General features: G+C 41.4%; 18 protein-coding genes. 15 read left to right on the top strand and 3 right to left on the bottom strand.

Features of this window, described 5'->3' with window-relative positions:
• Positions 1–244: 244 nt before the first annotated feature.
• The 10 genes from HQN86_RS25090 (at position 245) to HQN86_RS25045 (ending at position 8,821) form a co-directional block, all read left to right on the top strand.
• Positions 245–1,096, top strand: a complete 852-nt coding sequence (locus HQN86_RS25090; protein ID WP_172663584.1) for an AraC family transcriptional regulator — start codon at positions 245–247, stop codon at positions 1,094–1,096.
• 82 nt (positions 1,097–1,178) lie between these two features.
• The gene (locus tag HQN86_RS25085) at positions 1,179–1,400 is read left to right on the top strand and encodes a hypothetical protein (protein WP_172663583.1); all 222 of its coding nucleotides are present in this window, start codon (positions 1,179–1,181) and stop codon (positions 1,398–1,400) included.
• A 114-nt stretch (positions 1,401–1,514) separates the two neighbouring features.
• Complete coding sequence (locus HQN86_RS25080) at positions 1,515–2,423, top strand: NAD(P)/FAD-dependent oxidoreductase (protein ID WP_172663582.1); 909 nt, start codon at positions 1,515–1,517, stop codon at positions 2,421–2,423.
• 74 nt (positions 2,424–2,497) lie between these two features.
• Entirely contained in the window at positions 2,498–3,091 is a 594-nt protein-coding gene (locus HQN86_RS25075; protein WP_172663581.1) for a short chain dehydrogenase, read from the top strand.
• Positions 3,092–3,526: 435 nt separating this feature from the next.
• Positions 3,527–4,096 (top strand): RNA polymerase sigma-70 factor, encoded by a 570-nt coding sequence (locus tag HQN86_RS25070; RefSeq protein WP_172663580.1) that lies wholly within the window; start codon positions 3,527–3,529, stop codon positions 4,094–4,096.
• A 145-nt stretch (positions 4,097–4,241) separates the two neighbouring features.
• Entirely contained in the window at positions 4,242–5,138 is an 897-nt protein-coding gene (locus HQN86_RS25065; RefSeq protein ID WP_172663579.1) for a nuclear transport factor 2 family protein, read from the top strand.
• Between the two features lie 290 nt (positions 5,139–5,428).
• Positions 5,429–7,117 carry a serine hydrolase domain-containing protein gene (locus HQN86_RS25060; protein ID WP_172663578.1) on the top strand — a complete coding sequence of 563 codons (1,689 nt, stop codon included), beginning with the start codon at positions 5,429–5,431 and terminating at the stop codon, positions 7,115–7,117.
• A gap of 153 nt (positions 7,118–7,270) precedes the next feature.
• Entirely contained in the window at positions 7,271–7,909 is a 639-nt protein-coding gene (locus HQN86_RS25055) for a hypothetical protein (protein ID WP_172663577.1), read from the top strand.
• 52 nt (positions 7,910–7,961) lie between these two features.
• The gene (locus tag HQN86_RS25050) at positions 7,962–8,291 is read left to right on the top strand and encodes a hypothetical protein (protein ID WP_172663576.1); all 330 of its coding nucleotides are present in this window, start codon (positions 7,962–7,964) and stop codon (positions 8,289–8,291) included.
• A 269-nt stretch (positions 8,292–8,560) separates the two neighbouring features.
• Positions 8,561–8,821 (top strand): TFIIB-type zinc ribbon-containing protein, encoded by a 261-nt coding sequence (locus HQN86_RS25045; protein WP_172663575.1) that lies wholly within the window; start codon positions 8,561–8,563, stop codon positions 8,819–8,821.
• Positions 8,822–8,892: 71 nt separating this feature from the next.
• Here HQN86_RS25045 and HQN86_RS25040 read toward each other — a convergent pair whose 3' ends face one another.
• Both HQN86_RS25040 and HQN86_RS25035 read right to left on the bottom strand, forming a co-directional pair.
• Positions 8,893–10,107, bottom strand: coding sequence for a serine hydrolase domain-containing protein (locus tag HQN86_RS25040; RefSeq protein WP_172663574.1), 1,215 nt, complete (start codon positions 10,105–10,107; stop codon positions 8,893–8,895).
• 467 nt (positions 10,108–10,574) lie between these two features.
• Positions 10,575–10,937 carry a winged helix-turn-helix transcriptional regulator gene (locus HQN86_RS25035; RefSeq protein WP_172663573.1) on the bottom strand — a complete coding sequence of 121 codons (363 nt, stop codon included), beginning with the start codon at positions 10,935–10,937 and terminating at the stop codon, positions 10,575–10,577.
• Between the two features lie 195 nt (positions 10,938–11,132).
• Between HQN86_RS25035 and HQN86_RS25030 the strand changes: the two genes are divergently transcribed.
• Both HQN86_RS25030 and HQN86_RS27105 read left to right on the top strand, forming a co-directional pair.
• A complete protein-coding gene (locus tag HQN86_RS25030; protein ID WP_172663572.1) occupies positions 11,133–12,146 on the top strand; it encodes a hypothetical protein in 1,014 nt (337 codons plus the stop codon).
• A gap of 164 nt (positions 12,147–12,310) precedes the next feature.
• Entirely contained in the window at positions 12,311–12,934 is a 624-nt protein-coding gene (locus tag HQN86_RS27105) for a nuclear transport factor 2 family protein (protein WP_317171743.1), read from the top strand.
• 374 nt (positions 12,935–13,308) lie between these two features.
• Here the strand turns inward: HQN86_RS27105 and HQN86_RS25020 are convergent, their stop codons facing one another.
• Positions 13,309–13,623: a winged helix-turn-helix transcriptional regulator gene (locus HQN86_RS25020; protein ID WP_172663571.1), complete on the bottom strand. Its 315-nt coding sequence runs from the start codon at positions 13,621–13,623 to the stop codon at positions 13,309–13,311.
• Between the two features lie 125 nt (positions 13,624–13,748).
• On the opposite strand from HQN86_RS25020, the gene HQN86_RS25015 reads away from it, so the two are divergent.
• The 3 genes from HQN86_RS25015 to HQN86_RS25005 all read left to right on the top strand — a co-directional run bounded on the left by HQN86_RS25015 (position 13,749) and on the right by HQN86_RS25005 (position 19,880).
• Positions 13,749–14,618: an SDR family oxidoreductase gene (locus HQN86_RS25015; protein WP_172663570.1), complete on the top strand. Its 870-nt coding sequence runs from the start codon at positions 13,749–13,751 to the stop codon at positions 14,616–14,618.
• Positions 14,619–15,112: 494 nt separating this feature from the next.
• Complete coding sequence (locus tag HQN86_RS25010; protein ID WP_172663569.1) at positions 15,113–16,273, top strand: FecR family protein; 1,161 nt, start codon at positions 15,113–15,115, stop codon at positions 16,271–16,273.
• Between the two features lie 271 nt (positions 16,274–16,544).
• Positions 16,545–19,880, top strand: a complete 3,336-nt coding sequence (locus HQN86_RS25005; RefSeq protein WP_172663568.1) for a SusC/RagA family TonB-linked outer membrane protein — start codon at positions 16,545–16,547, stop codon at positions 19,878–19,880.
• The last annotated feature ends 5 nt before the right edge of the window (positions 19,881–19,885 follow it).

The raw sequence follows: 19,885 nt of genomic DNA, 5'->3' as shown, positions 1-19,885 counted from the left end.
TTATGCCGCAATTTTTTTACAAACAACAGTTCAAAGCAGATGTCTCCGGTCATCTGCACTTCACTGTCAGTTAGAATCCGGAAATGTTTTTTAATGCCGGAAACATAGCTCACCGGGTCCGGTTTATGCCTTGTTAACACAATCACAGATAACCGGACGATACAACCGGCAGTAAATAGACGGATATTTAGATAACACGAAATAAGTATTCTAACTTTAGCATAAATAACATTATCTACTTAAAGTGAGAAAAATTCCAGTCAGGCAAATTCAGGAACCCAGTTTAGCTGATCATTTTAACATCAAAGCCATTGAAGCCTTGCTAAATGGAGGCGAAATGGTACAGGAACTACATGGGCACGATTTCTTTTATCTATTGGTTTTAAAAAAGGGTATAGGGAAACATGAAATAGATTTTACCAGGTATGAAGTGGGAGATAGCATGTTGTTCTTTATGCGCCCCGGACAGGTACATCAGCTAAACTTAAAGCCAGGGAGTACAGGCTATCTGCTTCAGTTTAAACCGGATCTTTTTGATGTGCAAGACCATTCGGCAGTACAACTTTTACGTCAGGCGAGCCGTCAGAATTTTTGTAAGACCGACGCCAATCAATTTGATAAGCTTGACAAGATTCTGACCTATATCTTTAAGGAGTTCACTGACCGGCAAGAAGGCTACCTGGAGGTGATCAAAGCGGGTATGCATGTTTTCTTTATTGAACTGCTAAGGCACCGCCAGAATAAACAAAGGCCTATCAAGGGGGCTAGCCTATATACACAAGAAAAACTTGAACAATTTGTGGAACTTTTAGAGCGCAAATTTACTACTGATAAACGGGTTGACCAATATGCAGGGTTAATGAATCTTTCTACTTATCAATTGGCGGCCATCACTAAGAATCTGCTGAATAAAACGCCTTCTGAGCTCATTAACGAATACATTATCCTGGAAGCTAAAAGACAACTGCTTGCCACATCTAGTCAGGTCAGCCAGATCGCCTATTACCTGGGTTATGAAGATATTTCCTATTTTATCAGATTTTTCAAAAAGCATACCGGCGCTTCGCCCGAGGCATTCAGAAAAAATTTTAAATAAGTCCTGTTCAACTTCATTTTTGTCCTATCCCGCAGGCTACAATCGAAATTACCTTTGATAAGTATTCAAAAAAGTAATTTGTATGAAAACAAAAATGAAACTAATTGCAGCGTTAAAGACATGGGTTGTGGTCTATCCGTCTATCACGTTGCTTCTATATTTATTGGGGGAAAGCTCCCTGGTATTGCCTTTGTACCTGAAAACATTACTGCTTTCTTTTACCCTGGTTCCATGGATAATTTTTGCAGGGATCCCTTTTGTAGATTTTATTATCCGTCGGGTTAGCACAAAAGAGAATAAGTAACCAGCTGTGAAGAGCCGTTTGAAGACAAGACGCAGCTTCATTAAGCACAGTAGCTTTGCTTTCACAGCACTGGCTTTACCATTTTGCTCAACAATAATCTCAAAACATAATAGAATGATAAAGAATAAACAATTTGATGCAATCATTATCGGTGGAAGCTATTCAGGACTTGCAGCAGCTATGGCTTTGGGCAGGGCGTTAAAAGAAGTTTTAATTATTGATAACGGAAAGCCTTGTAATGCACAAACTCCTGTTTCAGGTAACTTCCTGACCCAGGATGGAAGACCTCCGGCGGAAATTGCCGCTGTTGGAAAGCTGCAACTGGAAAAGTACGATAGCGTAACCTTTTTTAAGGGCCTGGCAACTGATGCGCGAAAGACAGAAATCGGGTTTGAAGTTCAGGTGGCATCAGGTGAAACGCTGAAAGCAAAGAAATTGATTTTCGCAACAGGAATCAGGGATATCCCGGAGGGAATTGAAGGACTTGCGTCCTGTTGGGGCATTTCGGTTCTTCATTGTCCGTATTGCCATGGTTATGAGGTAAGGAACCAGAAAACAGGTATTCTGGGCAACGGGGAGCATGGTTATGAATTAACCAGGCTCATTTCAAACTGGACCGGTGAGCTGACCCTATTTACCAATGGAGCTTCAACATTGACAAGCGAACAGGCGCAGAAACTCAGGAAACATGGCGTTAAAATAGTAGAAGAAGAAGTCAGGAAGATGGAACATCTCGATGGATATATTCAAAATATCGTTTTTAAAGACGGTACAAAATGCCCTTTAAAGGCAATATATACACGAAGCCTGTTTGTACAACATTGTCAGCTTTTGGAACTCCTGGGTTGCGAAATAAGCGAAGAGGGCTATGTTAAAGTTGATGTTTTTCAGGAAACAAATATTCATGGCGTGTATGCCTGCGGGGACAATGTATCTCGCATGCGAACAATTGCAAATGCGGTTGCCATGGGTACCGCAACAGGGATGACAGTAAGTAAGAGACTGATTTTTGAAGAATTTTAAAATGATTACGAAAGCGCTGAGGCTGATCAATTCCTAACGCCATAAGATATTATTAACCTTTAAACATAAAAAAAATGAAAATTATCATCGTAGGTGCAACAGGCACTATGGGAAAATACTTGTCAACTGCATTTGAAAAAGAACACGAGATCATAAGGGTTGGGTCAGGCAGCGGCGACTTTCAAGTCGATATTACCGCTGTTGAGTCAATTGAAAATCTATTCAGGCAGACAGGTTCATTTGATGCACTGATATCAACTGCCGGACCAACGCATGTCGGGCCATGGAAAAAGATGTCCGACAAGGAGTTCAGGAAGGGTGTGGAGGGTAAAATGATGGGACAAATCAATTTGGTGCTCATTGGGCAGCACTATATCAATCCAAAAGGTTCATTTACTTTAATTACCGGCGGTTTAACGTATGAACCTCAGCTAAACTTTGCGAATGCGTCTGCGGCAAATGGCGCAGTTGAAGGCTTTGTTCGGGCTGCAGCAATTGAATTGGAAAATGGTATCCGCATCAACGCTGTCAGTCCAACTGTTATTGAAGATTCCCCTCAGTATTTTCCTTATTTCCCCGGAGAAATCCCGGTAACGATGAAAGCACTCGAATACGGTTTCCGAAAAAGTGTATTTGGGGCAAACACGGGCCAGATAATTAAACCGTAATGCTAAACTGATCTCTATGAAACAATGAGCGAGAATGACCTGGTTATACGAATGGGATCTGAAACAGAATCACCCGCAATGTTGGCTAAACGCTCCAAATCCTTGATGAAATCCAGTTAGAGCAGCTTGTCGGGGAGTTCTGGAAATGATAGCGGATCAGTATGCTGGTCGGACCGGTACTGATTTGGGTAAATAAATAATTTGCAGAGATTAATTTTTAGGCTGAAGAAGCCTTTTTAAACACCTGCTAAATCCATAAACCGGCATGGATCCATAAGTTTTGCTTTCATACAGCTTACAAAAATGTGAACTACTTTTTAAAATAAATAGTTAATATTGAGGCGGATATTGATTAAATTTGGTTTAATCAACTCAAAACTTATATCATTTAAAAACTGGGACATTACCCCGAGGTAATGTTGCTTCTTTAAAGCCATGCAAACCTATAGTGCGCTTTCGGATGTGGAATTGTTAGCCCTGTTAAGGGAGGGGAAGCATGCGGCTTTTGCGGAGATTTATAACCGTTACTGGAAAAAATTATATACCCTTGCTGCCAATAAACTGGACGACTTCTCTGAGGCGGAGGACATCGTACAGCAGCTGTTCATCACCATTTGGGAAAGGAAGGAGGAGCTGGAAGTGCTCAGTACGTTAAGTTCTTATCTGGCGGTCGCGGTGAAATACCGGGTATATAAGGCGCTGGCCAGGATTAGTAAAACCATGCACTATGGGGATGATCAGGCAAATGAAGCTGCGCTGGATGTACTGGATGACTCCACCCAGCAATGGCTGGAATTCAATGAGGTGAAGCAGAGACTGAGCATGCTGGTGGACAGTCTGCCGGAAAAATGCCGCTTGGTTTATCAGCTGAGCCGGGAGCAGGGCTTGAGTCAGAAACAGGTGGCTGAGGAACTGGATATTTCTGAGAAGACGGTGAAGAACCACATGAACCGGGCATACAAGACGCTTAAAACAGGTTTGAGAAGCTTTTTCATTTCCCTGTGACATTGTGCTGAATTAAGGCAGATTAAAATCGAAGGGATCAAACGGATAGGGCAATCGCCCCGGAGGGGTATTTGAAAGTGCTAAGAATGCGTTACATCTGTAACATAGTCAGCAATCTGGCGTCACAATAGATATGTGACTTCAGATGAGAAAAATATTAACAACAGCTACATTGCTGGTCATCTTTATTACCGGTGCCTTTGCGCAAAACATTGCAAGTACAGGAGACCTGTCTTTGAACCGCGAACTGGCAAGTAAGGACAGCCTTTTTTTCGATATTGCATTGAACAGCTGCAAAGTACAGCTCCTGCCTGATCTGTTTACCGCTGATTTCGTTTTCCTGCATGATCAGGGACTGCATAAGGAAACTTTTGCGCAGTCGGGAGCAGATTTTTTTAAACGAATAGCTGCTACCTGCGGGAAAGTAAAGCTGCGCCGTGAGGTAGCTGACCTGCAAAGTTTTCGCTTAAATGATGCTGTAGCCATTCAAACCGGACTGCAGCGTTTTTATGTAGATGACAAACCGGTCGAAGAATCGAAATTTACACGTCACTGGCGCAAAGAGCAGGGGATTTGGAAAATGGCCGATGAAACCGACTACCTGGTCAACAATCAGCCTGGTGCCGATGCCGGTAAACGGTATCTGCCTGGTGCTTATGTGCCCGCATCAGCGGAATTGTATCGTACTATCGTTAAAATGGATAGTATTTATTTTGATACCTATAACCGCTGTAACATTGCTAAAATGGATTCACTTACTGCAGATGATATTGAATTTTATCATGACCGTGGTGGCTTTTCACATTCAAAAAAGGACCTGTTGGCGTCCATACAGAAAAATATCTGCGGTAAGGTGACCCGCATCCTTACCCCGGGCAGCATAGAAGTTTATGAAATACCGGGTTATGGTGCAGTGCAGTTTGGCTATCATAGTTTCCGCAATGTCAATGAGCCAGGGGAAAGCCATCCCAGTAAGTTTGTTACGCTGTGGCGGCTCAAAGATGGTCATTGGCAGATCGCACGGGTAATCAGTTTGCATTGAGGTTGAACTATTCGGTTGAAAATTCCGGGATTGGGTTTCATGAGTCATGGGTGCTTTGGGAAGGCGCTTTGATTTATCAATCGTGAAGAGGATTACCCAAAAGCAGGTTGCTGAAGAACCGGATGGCTTGGAAGGCGACTAAAAAGCACATTAATCCGCTTATAAAATGCTGAAAACAAGACCGGGAGTATTTTACTAGGTTGTGATTGATACCTTTTGGTGACTTTTTGAGGGCAGATATTTGAAACCTAGGATTTTTATCGTAGGTTAGCGTCAGCAATCTTATTACGATGAAAATTAAAGTTAAATTATCATTAGTCTCCAAACTTTTATTCTTGCTATTGATTTGCACAGCAATTACAGTCAAAGCACAGGCGCTGCCGGACAGTACTGCGGCAAAAGTAGATCAGCTGTTTTCAAAGTGGAACAATAAAACTACACCGGGCTGCGTGGCCGGAGTTATTCAGGGTGATCAGCTGGTATATGCCAGGGGATTTGGACTGGCGAATCTGGAAGACAGCACCATCAATAGCCCGTCCAGTATTTATTATATGTGTTCGGTTTCGAAGCAGTTTGCAGGCTATGCGATTGCACTGCTGGCAAATCAGGGGAAGATGAATCTGGATGAGGACATGCGCACTTACTTACCCTGGATGTCCGATTTTTCCGGAAAGAAAATTACGGTTAGAAATTTATTAAACCATACCAGCGGAATCCGGGATGACATCGGACTTTCTCCATTCTTTGGCCTTGGTACAGACGGTATGCTCACGCAGGATTTGGCACTCAGGATCCTTAAAAAACAGCGTACCCTAAATTTTAGTCCGGGAGAGAAGTTTTCTTACTCCAACTCAAATTATGTGCTGCTTGCAGAGATCGTGAAAAAGGTGAGCGGGAAAAGTTTTCGGTCATTTGTCGATTCTGCCATTTTTAAGCCTTTGGGCATGACTGCGAGTGCTTTTATCGACGACCATAGCGAAGTCATCAAAAACAGGGCTGCTTCTTACCAGATGGATCAGGATGTTTACCGCAATGCAGTCCAAAATGTATACACGCTTGGCGACGGCGGCCTGTTTACCAATATTGAAGACATGGCAAAATGGGTTAGTAACTTTTATCAGCCGAAAGCCGGGACCGCCAATGATATCACGCTAATGACCACGCCGGGTAAATTAAGTGACGGTAAATCCATCACTTATGCGATGGGGATTGACGTGAATGTGCACCGTGGGCATAAACGATTTATTCACAATGGTGGTCTTGCAGGTTACCGTACGGTCATTGCAATTTATCCTGAACTAAAAACCGGTTTTCTGGTTTTTGGAAATGCCGGTGATGGAGAGGTTTATAATAAAATCAACCAGCTTGCTGAACTTTTCATCCCGGATAAATCAATTAAGGACAACCAGAGTGCGATCCTGAATGATCCGGTAATTGTCTTAAAGGACTCCATGGAGATGAAAAAGTGGGTGGGCAATTATATTGCAGTCAATGGCTATAAGGTGAGCATTTCCTATAAGTCAGGAAAGTTATATGCCAATAACAATTCAGAACTTGCTCCTGAAGCAGCCGGCTTATTTCACATGAGGGCTCGTTCATCTGTAAAGTATAAGTTCAGTATTGATCCTAAAACAAGTCAGGCACAGGCCAGTCTTAGCAGTCCGGTACTGGCGAAAAATATCGGCATGTTGCGCATTCCGGATGCTTTGCTTTCCAAAGCTATGCTGCAGGGGTATGTGGGGACTTATTTATCAGATGAACTGGAATGTGCTTTTAAGATTGAAGAAAAAGAAAATAGCCTTTGGATGAGTAATAAGGGCAATGATCCCGTCAGGATCACACCGGCCGGACCAGATCACTTGTTTATGGAAGGTGGTCTGTTGAATCATGTGCTTATTAAGCGGGATGCAAAAGGCAGGATCAAAGGTTTTGAGTTTAATAGTGGCGATACCTCTGGGTGGATATTTAGGAAAATTTAAATGAGATTCATTTTTGTTATTCTAATCGGTTTGATTATCTATCAGTTCATTTGAAAAGTTAGTTCGGTGGATGCTGAAAATTCGTTTACTTTCTCTATGCTTTAACTAAGATTTTTTTGCAGTTTAGTACTATTAAATACCTGCATCTCAATAATGAACAAAATACTCAAATCTATATTAATTGTTTTTGGCATCTTTATCGTTATTGGTATCGCGTGGTTTGTATCGCTTATGTCGGCCTTCGGAGTTTTTGATAAAGTATATTCAACTGATGATCTGAAAGCCAGCTTCGAAGATAAGAAGATCGAAATTTATGAATTAAAGCGCTATTTTAATAGAATTGTCCCTAAGAATCGCTTTGTAGAAATTGAATTTTCCAGTGATCATGAGCTAGGTCGTTTTGGCATTAAGGCGCTTGACTCTACGGCAGGAGATGTTACCGGGCCCATGTTTTTGGAATGGAACTTATCAACTGAGACGGCAAAAATGGATAGTTTAATACGCCCTATGGGCTGGAGCAGAGCAACTCTGGCTGAACTAAAAGAAAAACTGGACAATGCCGACTGTATTAAGATTGAGAGTGGTGAACCGACTAAAATCGGCTTCAAAAGAAGTGGAATGGGGATGTATCTATTCAATGTCTTTGATAATCCCATGCCGGATAGTTTGAAACGTTACTACGACGAAAGTTGTGCCTATATGTATGTCGGACCGAAACTGGCTTTGGAATATGGAGGTGGTGCCGTTGGTCCTCAGTGTTTTGGAGAGAAAATGCAAGGTGCCACAAAATAGGATACCGGGAACAAGCCTAATCCTTATATCTTTAACAAATTAGAAATTTTTCATGGTTGCCAGTTTTAAAAAAATAAAGTCCATTTTGGGCTTTACGTTATTCATTGGTTGTTTCTACATGCTTTTAAAAGAATGTAATCGACGTGATTCGTTAAGTAATAGCAGAACAAAGACAGTTAAAGCCATTGTAACTTCTAAAGAGCATATTCTGCCAAATAGTAAGGTGACCTTTCCCTTTACTTATGGTTATGAATTCTATGTGGATGGGAAAAAATATGAAGGAAATACTCATGATGAGAAGTATTTGCCGGGGGAATATATCGTCATTGAATATGTAGATGGTAAACCTGAATATAATTCTCCCCGAGGTTATTATAAATAAGTCCATTTACTGTCGTTGCTGTATATTTTGAGGTGATAGGAAGTGGTGAAAACAATCTAAGTCAATCTAGGTTTGGACCGATAGATCAATACTTCAAGCTTAAACGTTGTGGAAAAGTCGTTAAAAATCTAGTGTGGCATCGGACTCGCCGCTAAAAGGGCTATATTTTAATTCATATTTTGAACGCTTCAGGAAAGTTACAATTAGGTCAAAAACATAAGCACTTGGGAAACGTTATATGGAGACAATTGACACTAAACACATATAATATGAAATGCCCAAGTTGCAACGAAATCCTGCTAATGACCGATAAAAATGGAATTGAAATTGATTACTGCCCCAATTGCCGTGGGATATGGTTAGATCGTGGTGAACTTGATAAAATCATTGAAAGATCGACAACACATTATTCAAATAAAGACAATTACGAAAAAGACCAGCTGCGCTATGATCAGCGTAATCAGGAATATCACTCGAAACCTTATCAAAAGAAAAAAGGTTCTTTCTTGGGAGATCTTTTTGATTTTTAGTTATTGAAACAATAACTAAAAATCCTCACCGGTTTATGGCAGAACCGGTAGCCGACCTGTTTGGAGCGATGTTATTTTAGGAACTTCTCACCTATATTGGTCACATCCTCTGCTGCATTGGAGAGAATGACGACCGCAGTCTGTCTTTCCGGATCAAATCCGATGAAAGACCTGAAGCCGCCTGTTCCGCCTGAATGGTGCAGGTAGGTATGCTGACCGCTTTGGTTGATTCTCCAGCCCAGGCCCATCGCCTGGTCTTTGCCGGTAAATGTTGGCTGATGGCTAAGGGTGATCGCTTGATGTAAAGGGCCGCTGTTTGCCAGCTGAGCTAGGGCATATTTAACCATGTCGTTCAGGGTCGAGCGGATCGCTCCCGAGCCTTTTAGGGATGCAAGGTCCCAGGGAGCAGTTGCTTCACCGGTTTCATTGTAACCTTGTGCAAAGTTCTTTTGGGCTAAATGATTCAGCGTAACGCTGGTGTGGTTCATCGCTAAAGGCTTGCAGATCCTGCTGATGATCAGCTGTTCAAAACCGCTATCCAGTTTACGTTCCAGTATTGTGCCCAGTACACCCGCACCAAAATTGGAGTAGGAGAATACCGTTCCCGGCATCACAGTGGGATGATAGGACTTCAGAAAACAGTAAAGGGAATCTGCCAGGTAATGTTTGTAAGGATCTTTGGGGTCTACTTTGGCGTTGAAAATATTGGCAGGTAGTCTTGGAAAGCCCGAGGTATGATTGGCCAGATCCTGCAGGGTAATGGCTTTAGCCTGGAAACGGAGTGGGGGTATGGAATCGGGCAGGTAAAGGTTTATCGGATCGTTGAGTTTCATCCTGCCGGCTACCACTTCTTCAGCTAGTAATAACGAATTGAAAGTTTTGGTTACCGATCCGATTTCAAAAATGGTGTGTTCCGTATCCGGCAATTGCGTTGTTTTTTTATTCACTGAACCGTAAGCGTATTTACGCACCTGGCCTTTATTGATGACTGCCAGGACCAGGCCACAGGTATTTCCCTTTTGAATGTAGGGTCTTACCAGCTGTTCCACCAGAAGGTCAATTGAATCCTTCAGGGGATTGTTGTCAGATACCTGCGCTGTTTTTGCGGGGATGACTACCGGGACAGCTGCGAAATTGAGTCTGTCGATTTTATCCAGGCTGTCGATCCGGATGGAAAATACTTGCCGGGAGTTTTCGAACTCGGCAAGGTAATCCAGTCCTTTTTCATTTTTTTCTTTAAAGATGCTGCTTTTCCAGTCTCCCACTTTTGCATGGAATTTGCTCATGCCGGAGGCAAATTGTTCTTCCGTCATTTTTTTCTGAAATATGGCTGAGGTTAAGGCGTAAATTTTTTCCGGTTGGTGGTGGTTGAAGCTGGACTGTATTTGCGCGACGATGTGGTCGTAGGATGCCTGGCTCTGCTGGGCAGAGGCGAAACTAAAGCTGAACAAAGTGAGGCAAAGACTAAGCCTGAAGACCGTGGATTTAAGCATACATATTTCTAAGGTTCTCATCCCGTATATATAGTTTGAGTCTGTAAAAGCCAGTTTGTTACATTCCGGTCAGGCTGTTTTGGATTCAAACTAAACTCGCCAGCGGATAGCATATTGCTTATTTGGAGACGAAGGCTTCCTTTAGCCAGTCATTTTAAGCGCTTAACTTCATTTGATTTTAGGATTGACCGAACGAACAAACAATAGCAATAATTGAATGATTTTAAGTATAGCGGAAAGTTTCAGACAGGAATGCAAGGTTACTCACCGATCAATTTTTTATGGCTTGTGCCCCAAACTTCTAATTCCGTGATAACTGACTTCAGTGCGTATCCAATTTCTGTCAGCTCATATTCTACACGTGGCGGTACTTCTGCATAAACAGTCCGGCTGATTATTTTATGCTCTTCAAGCTTACGCAGTTGCAAGGTCAGCATCCTTTCAGTAATACCGGGTAATTTCTTCTTTAGTTCTCCAAATCTAAGTTTACCACTTAATAACCACGAACATATTACCAATGTCCATTGTCCGCCGATGATATTTGAGGCATATGCTTCCGAACATTCATCACTCAGCGCAAGCTTATTTGAGTAGTTAGTTGAGGTTTGCTTGATCTCGCTCATTACTTACATTATTTATAGTACCTAACAATTAGCGGGCAATATACAAAAGTTTATGTGCAACCTTAACTTTGTCTTGAATACACGAATATCGCTCTTGGTGTAGGATCATATTTGGCATTTCTGGATGAGTTGTGACCGGGTTCACACTTAAAATGAATTGCGCAATGTAAAGTTATATAATTTAAAAAATTTAATATGGAATCACAGAAAAGACGAATCTTAATTGTAGGTGGTTATGGAATGGTTGGAAGTAACATCGCAAGACTAATCAGACAAGCTGATCAGCGTATCGAACTTATTCTTGCAGGTAGAAATCCGCAAAACGGAATGTCTTTAGCGAAGGAATTAAATCATTCAGAAACAGCCTATATCAATCTGGAAGAAGGCTTCGATTTAAGTGAATTTAAGAAAATTGACCTGATTATATCAGTGGTGGATGATCACAGTAATATATTAAGAGAAACTGCTATCTTAAATGGCATTGCATGCATTGCTGTAAGCGAATTAGCGGATCAAATTTCTCCCACAGCATTTTTGGGCATTCACAAAACAATTGTTGCGCCTGTTGTATACGCAGGTCATTGGCAGGCGGGATTATTAACCCTTATGGTCAGGCAACACGCCAATAAATTTAGTCAAATAGAAACTATCGAACTTGCAGGATTATATGATCCAAAGGACCGCGTAGGGCCGCTGGTTGCAAACGAAGTTAGTGGTTTTGTTGGTGAGGCGCTGATTCGCAAGGGGGGAAATTGGCTATCATTACAAGCAAAAGAAAACCCGAGAACTATTGATCTGCACAATCATTCATCAGCAACAGGTTACCCACTCAGTACGCTGGATGTTCCGAGTATAGCCGCTTTTACGGGCGCGAAAAATATTCGGTTCGACTTTATTATAGGGGAATCCATAGGGACTAGTAAAGGCCTGGAAGCTTCCCATGAATTATACATTACGATTGATGGAACCCTGGTATCCGGCGAAAAAAGAAAACTCAGTACGATCGTATCCGGGCCAAAAGGAAATTCCCATCTCACAGCTGTGGGCGTATATTTAATCACAGAAAAGATATTAGGCCTGAATGGAGAATCTGAACAAAAGATCGGGGGTTTGTATCTTCCGGAAACGATTATCTCCACTCATCCTATCAGCAACCGGTTAAAAGAATTTGGAATCGAAATAGTTGAAGAAACTTTGGAAAGTTTGTAGCACCTAATCCGGATATGCTGAGCACACTTTAACAAAGTCACAAAATTCAGCATGACTATCAAGAGGACTAATGGTCATATAAAAAGAGTATAAAGATTAGACATTCAGAGTTAGATGGAAAGAAAAGAAGTAATCATTAATTGGCATATAATTAAAATAATAACGTGAATAAACTAACATTAACAATATCCATCTTACTGTCAGCCGGTATCGAAACGATAGCGCAACCGGTAAATTCCCTTCCTAATCAAGACACATTTCAGTCTGTTAGAAACCCCCAAAAGATGAGGAACTGGGATGAGGAAATACGGACCATTGATCTTTATAATTCCAATGCCGGGAAGGTAATTTATTACGGAGAGGGCTTAGCAATAAAATTAGATGAAAGCATGCCGGATCCAGGCATTAATAAATCGATTCACATCCAAAAACAAACAAAAATGAAAAACGCAACAATATTACACAAAGCCAACGAATTCGTTAAAAAGGGAGACTATGAAAGTTTTCTAGCCTATTGTACACAGGATACCAAATGGGTTTTTGTAGGCGAACGTATCCTTGATGGTAGAGATAAAGTACGAGACTATATGAAAGAATTCTATTTAGAACCGCCTGTATTTACCGTCGAAAATACCATTGAGGATGGTAGCTATGTAACCGTGACAGGTGAAATTACGTTGAAGGCTGCAAATGGAACCAATAACCACTATGATTATTGCGATGTCTGGCGCTTCGAAAATGGAAAAATTGCAGAATTGAAAGCTTTTGTCATAGAAAAGAAACCTTGACAAATGAATCGTTAAAGGAAACTGAAAGTGACTATTGCGCCTCATGCGGCCACTAAAGCTTTGCTACGGTAAGGGAATGGTAAATCTGTTGAAAGATGCTAACTAAAATAAGAATGGTAAATAAACCGGAGATTTCGCAACGTGTTAATCATCCAAATTAGGAGCCCATGTGCTTCGTTCAAACTGACCAAATAATAGATTGACTGCGAAGTCCAGTTTTTTGAATGGCCAACCCGCGAGGTAATCGCTTGATTAGTGTCGGCGAAATCTCCATATATTTACCAGGACTGCAAATTTAAGAACCCTACCATAAGCGAGGTAAGTCCATATACCTGTTAACTATATCGCTTTGTGATAGTAGGTTGAGTGATCAACTAAACTTTTTCTTTGTGCCATGCTGCCATATACGCTAACAATGGGCAAAGACTTTGTCCATATTCTGTGAGTGCATACTCTACCCTGGGTGGAAGCTCTTTGTACTGTTTCCTGCTAATTAAGCCATCGGCTTCAAGTTCTCTTAGTTGTTCGGTTAATACTTTTCTTGATATAGAAGGTACCCGAACATTAATTTCCCCAAAACGCCTGGCCTGCTTGGAAAGCACATGCAAAATAATCACTTTCCAACGTCCTCCGATCAGCGCCATCGTTTCTATAGCAGGACAGTAGGCATGATTTAAGTTATTTTTCATTTGTTACTTTAAGGTTACCACTTTTTATTTTGTAAACAACGAGATAGGGTATTTTATGGCATCGATTTCAGTTCCTTTGCCTAACAAAACAAAAGTAATTGATTATTTATCTTAAAACAAAAACGATGATTTTAGTAACAGGTGCGACCGGTAATTTAGGCAAGGCCACCATTAATTCTTTATTGAATAAAGGCATATCTGCAAACAATATTGCAGCATTGGTAAGAGATGAATCCAAATCGGCAGAATTTAAATCAAAAGGCATCCAGGTGAGGATTGGCGACTATCAGAATTTTGAGTCTTTAAAGCGTGCGTTCGAAGATGTGGACAAGCTGCTGTTGATATCTTCTTCAGCGGAAATAGCTCAAAGGTTCGGGCAACATAAAAACGTAATTGATGCTGCCAGGGAATCTGGTGTCAATCATCTCATTTATACCAGTTTTGATATGAAAGATCTGCGTCGAAGTATAATGGCCGGAGATGTTCAGTACCATGCAGATACAAGTGATTACCTAAAACAGATAGCTTTACCTTATACTTTAATGGATAACACGCTGTATGCTGACCTGATTCCCATTATTTCCGGAAATAATATATTGACTGAAGGTATTTCCATTCCTGCCGGAAAGGGTAAAACACCTTTTTTACCGATAACAGAAATGGCTGAAGCAATAGCAGTGGTACTGACTACTACTGGGCATGAAGCCAAAGAATATGTCATTGCTGCAGAGACTGCCGTCTCCTTTGCGGAGATTGCTGACCTGATATCAGAAATCACAGCGATAACGGTAGCTTATAACCAGACAGACATACCGTCATATATTGCGCAGCTTGTACAGCAAGGGGTTCCTGATGATGATGCAGCGTATCTGTCAAGGTTCGCTGGAGCAATAGCTGGAGGAGAGTTCGACACCAATAGAAGTGATGTCAGACAATTACTAGGCAGAAGTCCTGTTTCTTTAACAGATTTTTTAAGAGGCATATACGGTAAGTAGTTCAAAAAGTTTGCATTATAGAATTAACATCCGGGCTGGGAACTCACCTTACCGGATGTTAATAATGACCTCTGCTGATTGTTGTATTAAAATCGGGATAAAACCTGTCCCACTAATAAATATGTTGGCGCTCCATTTCAACAACAGCTTCTTTGATTAAACTCATTACTTTATTAACATTTTGAAGTTTTATTTTTAATAGATTTTCTGGCTTCATAAGTGAAAGTGTATTTAGCAGATAGCGGTTCTTCCCCAGTTTTGGTGGTTTTTCAAAATGAAGTGCGTAATGTAAAATCAATGAATTAAGTGTTCATTAAGGCTTACTGGCGATTAAAGCCCATGCATTGCACACGCCTGAATTCACCCGGGAGGTCCGCTATTAACGATATAAAAAGCCACCACCAAAAATATAAGCAAAAAAAATAATTTTTTTTACAACCCGACTAGGTCCTGTGTCAAGAAAAAGGAACCTATAAGAAAGCAGTGTAAAAAGAATGACTATTAAAAATGAACATATTGTTAAGCTTGCAGCCAAATGGGAGGCCGGAACGATTTCCCAGGCCGAACAGCTTGAACTGGATAACTGGTACCGTGAGCATCAGGATGAACCTTTAAAGGTGCCTGAAGCTGTTGCCGCCTCTGAGGATGAGCATCAGCTAAAAATATGGAATGCGATACAGGATCAGATCCAGGTGAAACGTGTTCGCCTGTGGCCGCGGATCGCTGCGGCTGCTTCTATTGTACTTGCGATTGGTGCGGGTATTTTCTTGTATACCAATCAGCTTAAAAAGGATGCTGTTCAGACGGCAACTTATGCTAAAGATGTGGCGCCAGGTACTGCAGGTGCAACGCTTACGCTTGCTGGTGGTAAAAAGATCCGTTTAAGTGAGGCGACCAATGGGGAGCTGGCCAAAGAGGCTGGTGTAGTGGTGACCAAATCCGCCGATGGGCAATTGGTTTATACGGTACAGGACGATGCTGCTGTTGATCCGGCAACCAGTGGTGAAAATGTACATAAGATCCGGAATGTGCTGAGTACGGCAAGAGGGGAAACGTATATGGTAGTCTTGCCGGATAAATCGAAAGTCTGGCTTAACGCCGCATCAAGCCTGATCTACAACACCAACATGAACATCAGCGAGGAGCGGGTGGTCTCGCTGGAGGGGGAGGCCTATTTTGAGGTGGCTAAAGACAAGACGCGTCCTTTTGTGGTCATCAGTAAGGGGCAGGAAATTGAGGTGTTAGGAACGCATTTCAACGTAAATGCTTATGATGATGAGCCGGCGGTTGCAACCACGCTGCTGGAAGGTTCGGTTCAGGTGACAGCTGGTGAAAACAAGCAAATTTTGAAACCTGGTTTCCAGGCAATCAATAACAAGGGGTCCATTAAAATTAAAGAGGCCGATGTGGAGACCGCTGTTGATTGGAAGGAGGGCGACTTTTATTTTGAGAATGCCGATTTCCGCTCGGTAATGAGAAAAATCAGCAGATGGTATGATGTAGAAATTATATATGATCCTTCCGTGCCGGAAACGATCACTTCCAATGGTGTCATTCCCCGAAACAATAAATTATCGGCTGTGCTGAAATCTATAGAGAATTCAGGCCAGGTGCATTTTAAAATTGAAGGAAAGAAAATATATGTAACTAAATAAAATATTCATCCCTAGCGTATAACTAACTGAATTATGAACCACAGAACAGAAAAGATGAATCGATTTTTACGACAGCAGGATTGACAAAAAAGCAAACCAGAAGTATTTACCCCTGGTTTGCGTTTGGAACAATTTATTAAGAAACAAATGTTAACTGCAGACTACCTATAGTTTTCGACGACAGGAGGTAGCTGCACAGAACCAAACTAAGCAAATGTACGATATTATATCACCATTTGGAAGGCTTCGGCTGTACCAAAAAATTATGCTAATGATGCGACTAACCACCGTGATATTGATAGCATCCCTAATGCAGGTTAGTGCGGCAACCTTCGGGCAGCGTGTGACCTTAAATAAAGCCAATGCTTCCTTGTTCTCTGTGCTAAAGGACATCAGGAAGCAGACCGGTTATGGTTTTTATTACGATCCTGCAACTATTCCTCAAAACCAGAAGGTCAGCATAGCTGTGTCTAATGCAACAATAGAAGAGACGCTTTCAGATGTATTGAAAGGGCTTGATCTTGTCTATAAAATTGATGGCAAGATTGTAACGATTAAGGCGAAAGAGAAGCCTTCTTTTCTGGAAAGGGTGGCTGCCACCCTTGCAGAGATTAATGTCTCAGGACGGGTGGTGGATGCTGATGGGCGTGGTCTGCCTGGTGCTTCTGTCTCGGTTAAGGATAAAGGGGGCAAGGCGGTAAGTACTGGTGCTAACGGGAGCTTTTATTTAAAAGGTGTGGAGGAAGATGCGGTTTTAGTGGTTTCTTTTATCGGGTACGTTACCAAAGAAATTAAGGCTGCGAAGGAGCTGGGGGATGTGGTGTTGGAATTGAGTACTTCTAAGCTGGATGAGGTTCAGGTGATTGCTTATGGTACGACTACGCAAAGGTTGTCGACTGGTAATGTGACGACGATAAAGGCAGATGTGATCGAGAAGCAGCCGGTAAATAATCCTTTGCTTGCTTTGCAGGGGAGGGTTCCGGGATTGTTTATTGAGCAGGCGACTGGGTTTGCTGGAACGGGTGTGAAGGTGAGGATACAGGGGCAGAATAGCTATTTAAACGGTAGCGACCCGTTTTACGTAATTGATGGGGTGCCTTACAGTTCTCAATTATTGCCAGGAGCAAATCTAATTTTAGGGAACTCCGGTGGGCCGGTTGGAAACTCTTCGGGACCAGTTCTGACTGGAAACCCATTAAATTTTATTAATCCTTCTGATATTGAAAGTATTGATGTTTTAAAAGATGCGGATGCGACGGCAATTTATGGATCTAGGGCTGCAAATGGTGCCATACTTATAACAACAAAAAAAGGTACAGTTGGTGACACAAAAGTAAATCTAAACTTCCAGTTTGGAGCGGGTAAGGTTTCGCGTCGAGTGGAGTTAATGAATTCTTTTCAATATTTGGAAATGAGAAAAGAGGCTTTTAAAAATGACGGAATTACTGATCCCGCGCTAGGAAATTTTGGTGACAATGATCTAAATGGAAACTGGAATAGTACTCGTTATACTGATTGGCAAAAAGAGCTCCTTGGGGGTACTGCCGGATATCAGGATATGAATGCCTCAGTTTCAGGGGGTAGTAACTTGACAACATTCTTGATCGGCGCTGGTTATCACAGAGAAACAAATGTTTTCCCAGGTGAGTTTGCTGATCAGAAAGGTTCTCTCCATTTTAATCTTGGGAATGCTACACCAAATCAAAAATTTAAAATTCAGTTTTCTGGAAGTTATTTGTTTGATCATAATCAAATGCCAAACTATGATCTGACTGGTGATGCGCTAAAACTCGCTCCCATAGCTCCAACCCTATATAACAAGACTGGCAGTATTAATTGGGAGCCTGATGCTTCGGGGAACAGTACTTTTTTTTCAAATCCTATCGGATATGCAATTAACAAATTTCTGGACAAAACAACCAATCTGACAACCAATATGATCTTGAGCTATAAATTATTGCGGGGCTTGGAGTTTAAAGGAAGCTTGGGGTATACTAACCTTTCTTCTGTTTCCACGAATAAGTATTTTTTAGAATCATCTGCTCCTGAATTTGTCCAATACAGTTCACGTTCAACAGTTTTTGGAAATACAAGTAACAATTCCTGGACCGTTGAGCCACAGTTAATTTATAATAGGGAAGTAGGTCAGGGGAAATTGGAAATACTATTAGGTACTACCTTGATGCAAAACAAGTCAAAAGCGACTCAGCTACTTGGAGGTAATTTCAGCAATGACCTGGTCATGGATGATTTACTTTCTGCACCTTTAGTGCGACCATTAGCTTCATTAGATTCCAAATACAGGTACAATGCATTGTTTAGCAGAGTTAATTACAATTGGCGGGACATATATATCTTGAATCTAACAGCACGGAGAGATGGCAGTTCGCGTTTTGGGCCAGAGAGTCAATTTCATAATTTTGGCGCTGTAGGAGCAGCATGGGTTTTTTCAAACGAGGATTTCATTCGTAACAATGCCGGTCCTCTCAGTTTCGGGAAACTGAGAGGAAGCTACGGCACAACAGGTAGTGATCAGATTGCAGATTATCAGTTTTTAAGCTTGTATAATCCATTGCCGCAGGAGATCCCTTATCAAGGAATCCCAGCTTACTTACCCAACGGCTTAACTAATCCAAATTTGCAATGGGAGGAAACTAAAAAACTTCAGATTGGAGTGGACTTAGGTTTTTTTAAAGATAGAGTGTTGGTTAATGCAAATTATTACAGAAATCATTCATCAAATCAATTAAGTACGTATTCCCTTCCGTTAATTACTGGGTTTAGTTTTATAACGAAAAACCAAGCATACAAAATCAGAAATTCCGGATGGGAATTAATGTTGTCGAGTACCAATATGTTATCAGGTAGCTTTAAGTGGTCGGGTAATATCAACATAACTGTGCCAAAAACACTACTTGTAGATTATCCGGATATAATGAAATCCTCTGCGGCTTTTACAGCAATTATCGGCCAACCTTTAACATCGATATATGTTTATCGCTTTTTAGGTGTAAATCCGGCAACTGGAGTTTATCAATTTGCGGACAAAAACGGAAATCCTACAAGCACTCCAACCTCCGGAATTGATAACACCAAGATTATGGATCTAGCTCCCAAATATTACGGAGGATTTCAAAATACTTTAAGTTACAAAAACTTTCAGATTGATATCTTATTCTCTTTCGTTAAACAAATTGCTCAAAGTTATTCTTTTGGCAGACTCGGACCTCCTGTTCCGGGCACCTTTTATTCTGGGCTTGGAAATCAGCCAGTCTCAGTTTTGAGCCGATGGCAAAAGCCAGGTGATGTGACCTCTGTACAGAGGTTTACGACCGGCTATGAACTTGATCAATCCCTAAACGATGTTTATCAAAGTGATGCTTCTTGGAAAGACGCATCTTATGTACGCCTGAAAAATGTATCATTTTCTTATGTTCTACCTGAAAATTGGTCAAAGAAAATGCATTTACAAAGTCTCAGTTTATTTATCCAAGGCCAAAATCTATGGACTATCACTGGATATACGGGATTAGATCCAGAAACTAAAAGTTCGAATACATTACCGCCTTTAAGAGTGATCACGTTTGGCTTTAAATGTGGTTTATGACGATG

Origin of the sequence: Pedobacter panaciterrae, assembly GCF_013204795.1 — a bacterium.
GTDB lineage: Bacteria > Bacteroidota > Bacteroidia > Sphingobacteriales > Sphingobacteriaceae > Pedobacter > Pedobacter panaciterrae.
This window is presented reverse-complemented; position numbering and strand designations above follow the sequence as displayed.

Coding starts and splice junctions, on each gene's coding strand:
- HQN86_RS25085 (WP_172663583.1), top strand. CDS start 1,179: ATGAAAACAAAAATGAAACTAATTGCAGCGTTAAAGACATGGGTTGTG.
- HQN86_RS25080 (WP_172663582.1), top strand. CDS start 1,515: ATGATAAAGAATAAACAATTTGATGCAATCATTATCGGTGGAAGCTAT.
- HQN86_RS25075 (WP_172663581.1), top strand. CDS start 2,498: ATGAAAATTATCATCGTAGGTGCAACAGGCACTATGGGAAAATACTTG.
- HQN86_RS25070 (WP_172663580.1), top strand. CDS start 3,527: ATGCAAACCTATAGTGCGCTTTCGGATGTGGAATTGTTAGCCCTGTTA.
- HQN86_RS25065 (WP_172663579.1), top strand. CDS start 4,242: ATGAGAAAAATATTAACAACAGCTACATTGCTGGTCATCTTTATTACC.
- HQN86_RS25060 (WP_172663578.1), top strand. CDS start 5,429: ATGAAAATTAAAGTTAAATTATCATTAGTCTCCAAACTTTTATTCTTG.
- HQN86_RS25055 (WP_172663577.1), top strand. CDS start 7,271: ATGAACAAAATACTCAAATCTATATTAATTGTTTTTGGCATCTTTATC.
- HQN86_RS25050 (WP_172663576.1), top strand. CDS start 7,962: ATGGTTGCCAGTTTTAAAAAAATAAAGTCCATTTTGGGCTTTACGTTA.
- HQN86_RS25045 (WP_172663575.1), top strand. CDS start 8,561: ATGAAATGCCCAAGTTGCAACGAAATCCTGCTAATGACCGATAAAAAT.
- HQN86_RS25040 (WP_172663574.1), bottom strand. CDS start 10,107: ATGAGCAAATTCCATGCAAAAGTGGGAGACTGGAAAAGCAGCATCTTT.
- HQN86_RS25035 (WP_172663573.1), bottom strand. CDS start 10,937: ATGAGCGAGATCAAGCAAACCTCAACTAACTACTCAAATAAGCTTGCG.
- HQN86_RS25030 (WP_172663572.1), top strand. CDS start 11,133: ATGGAATCACAGAAAAGACGAATCTTAATTGTAGGTGGTTATGGAATG.
- HQN86_RS25020 (WP_172663571.1), bottom strand. CDS start 13,623: ATGAAAAATAACTTAAATCATGCCTACTGTCCTGCTATAGAAACGATG.
- HQN86_RS25015 (WP_172663570.1), top strand. CDS start 13,749: ATGATTTTAGTAACAGGTGCGACCGGTAATTTAGGCAAGGCCACCATT.
- HQN86_RS25010 (WP_172663569.1), top strand. CDS start 15,113: ATGACTATTAAAAATGAACATATTGTTAAGCTTGCAGCCAAATGGGAG.
- HQN86_RS25005 (WP_172663568.1), top strand. CDS start 16,545: ATGATGCGACTAACCACCGTGATATTGATAGCATCCCTAATGCAGGTT.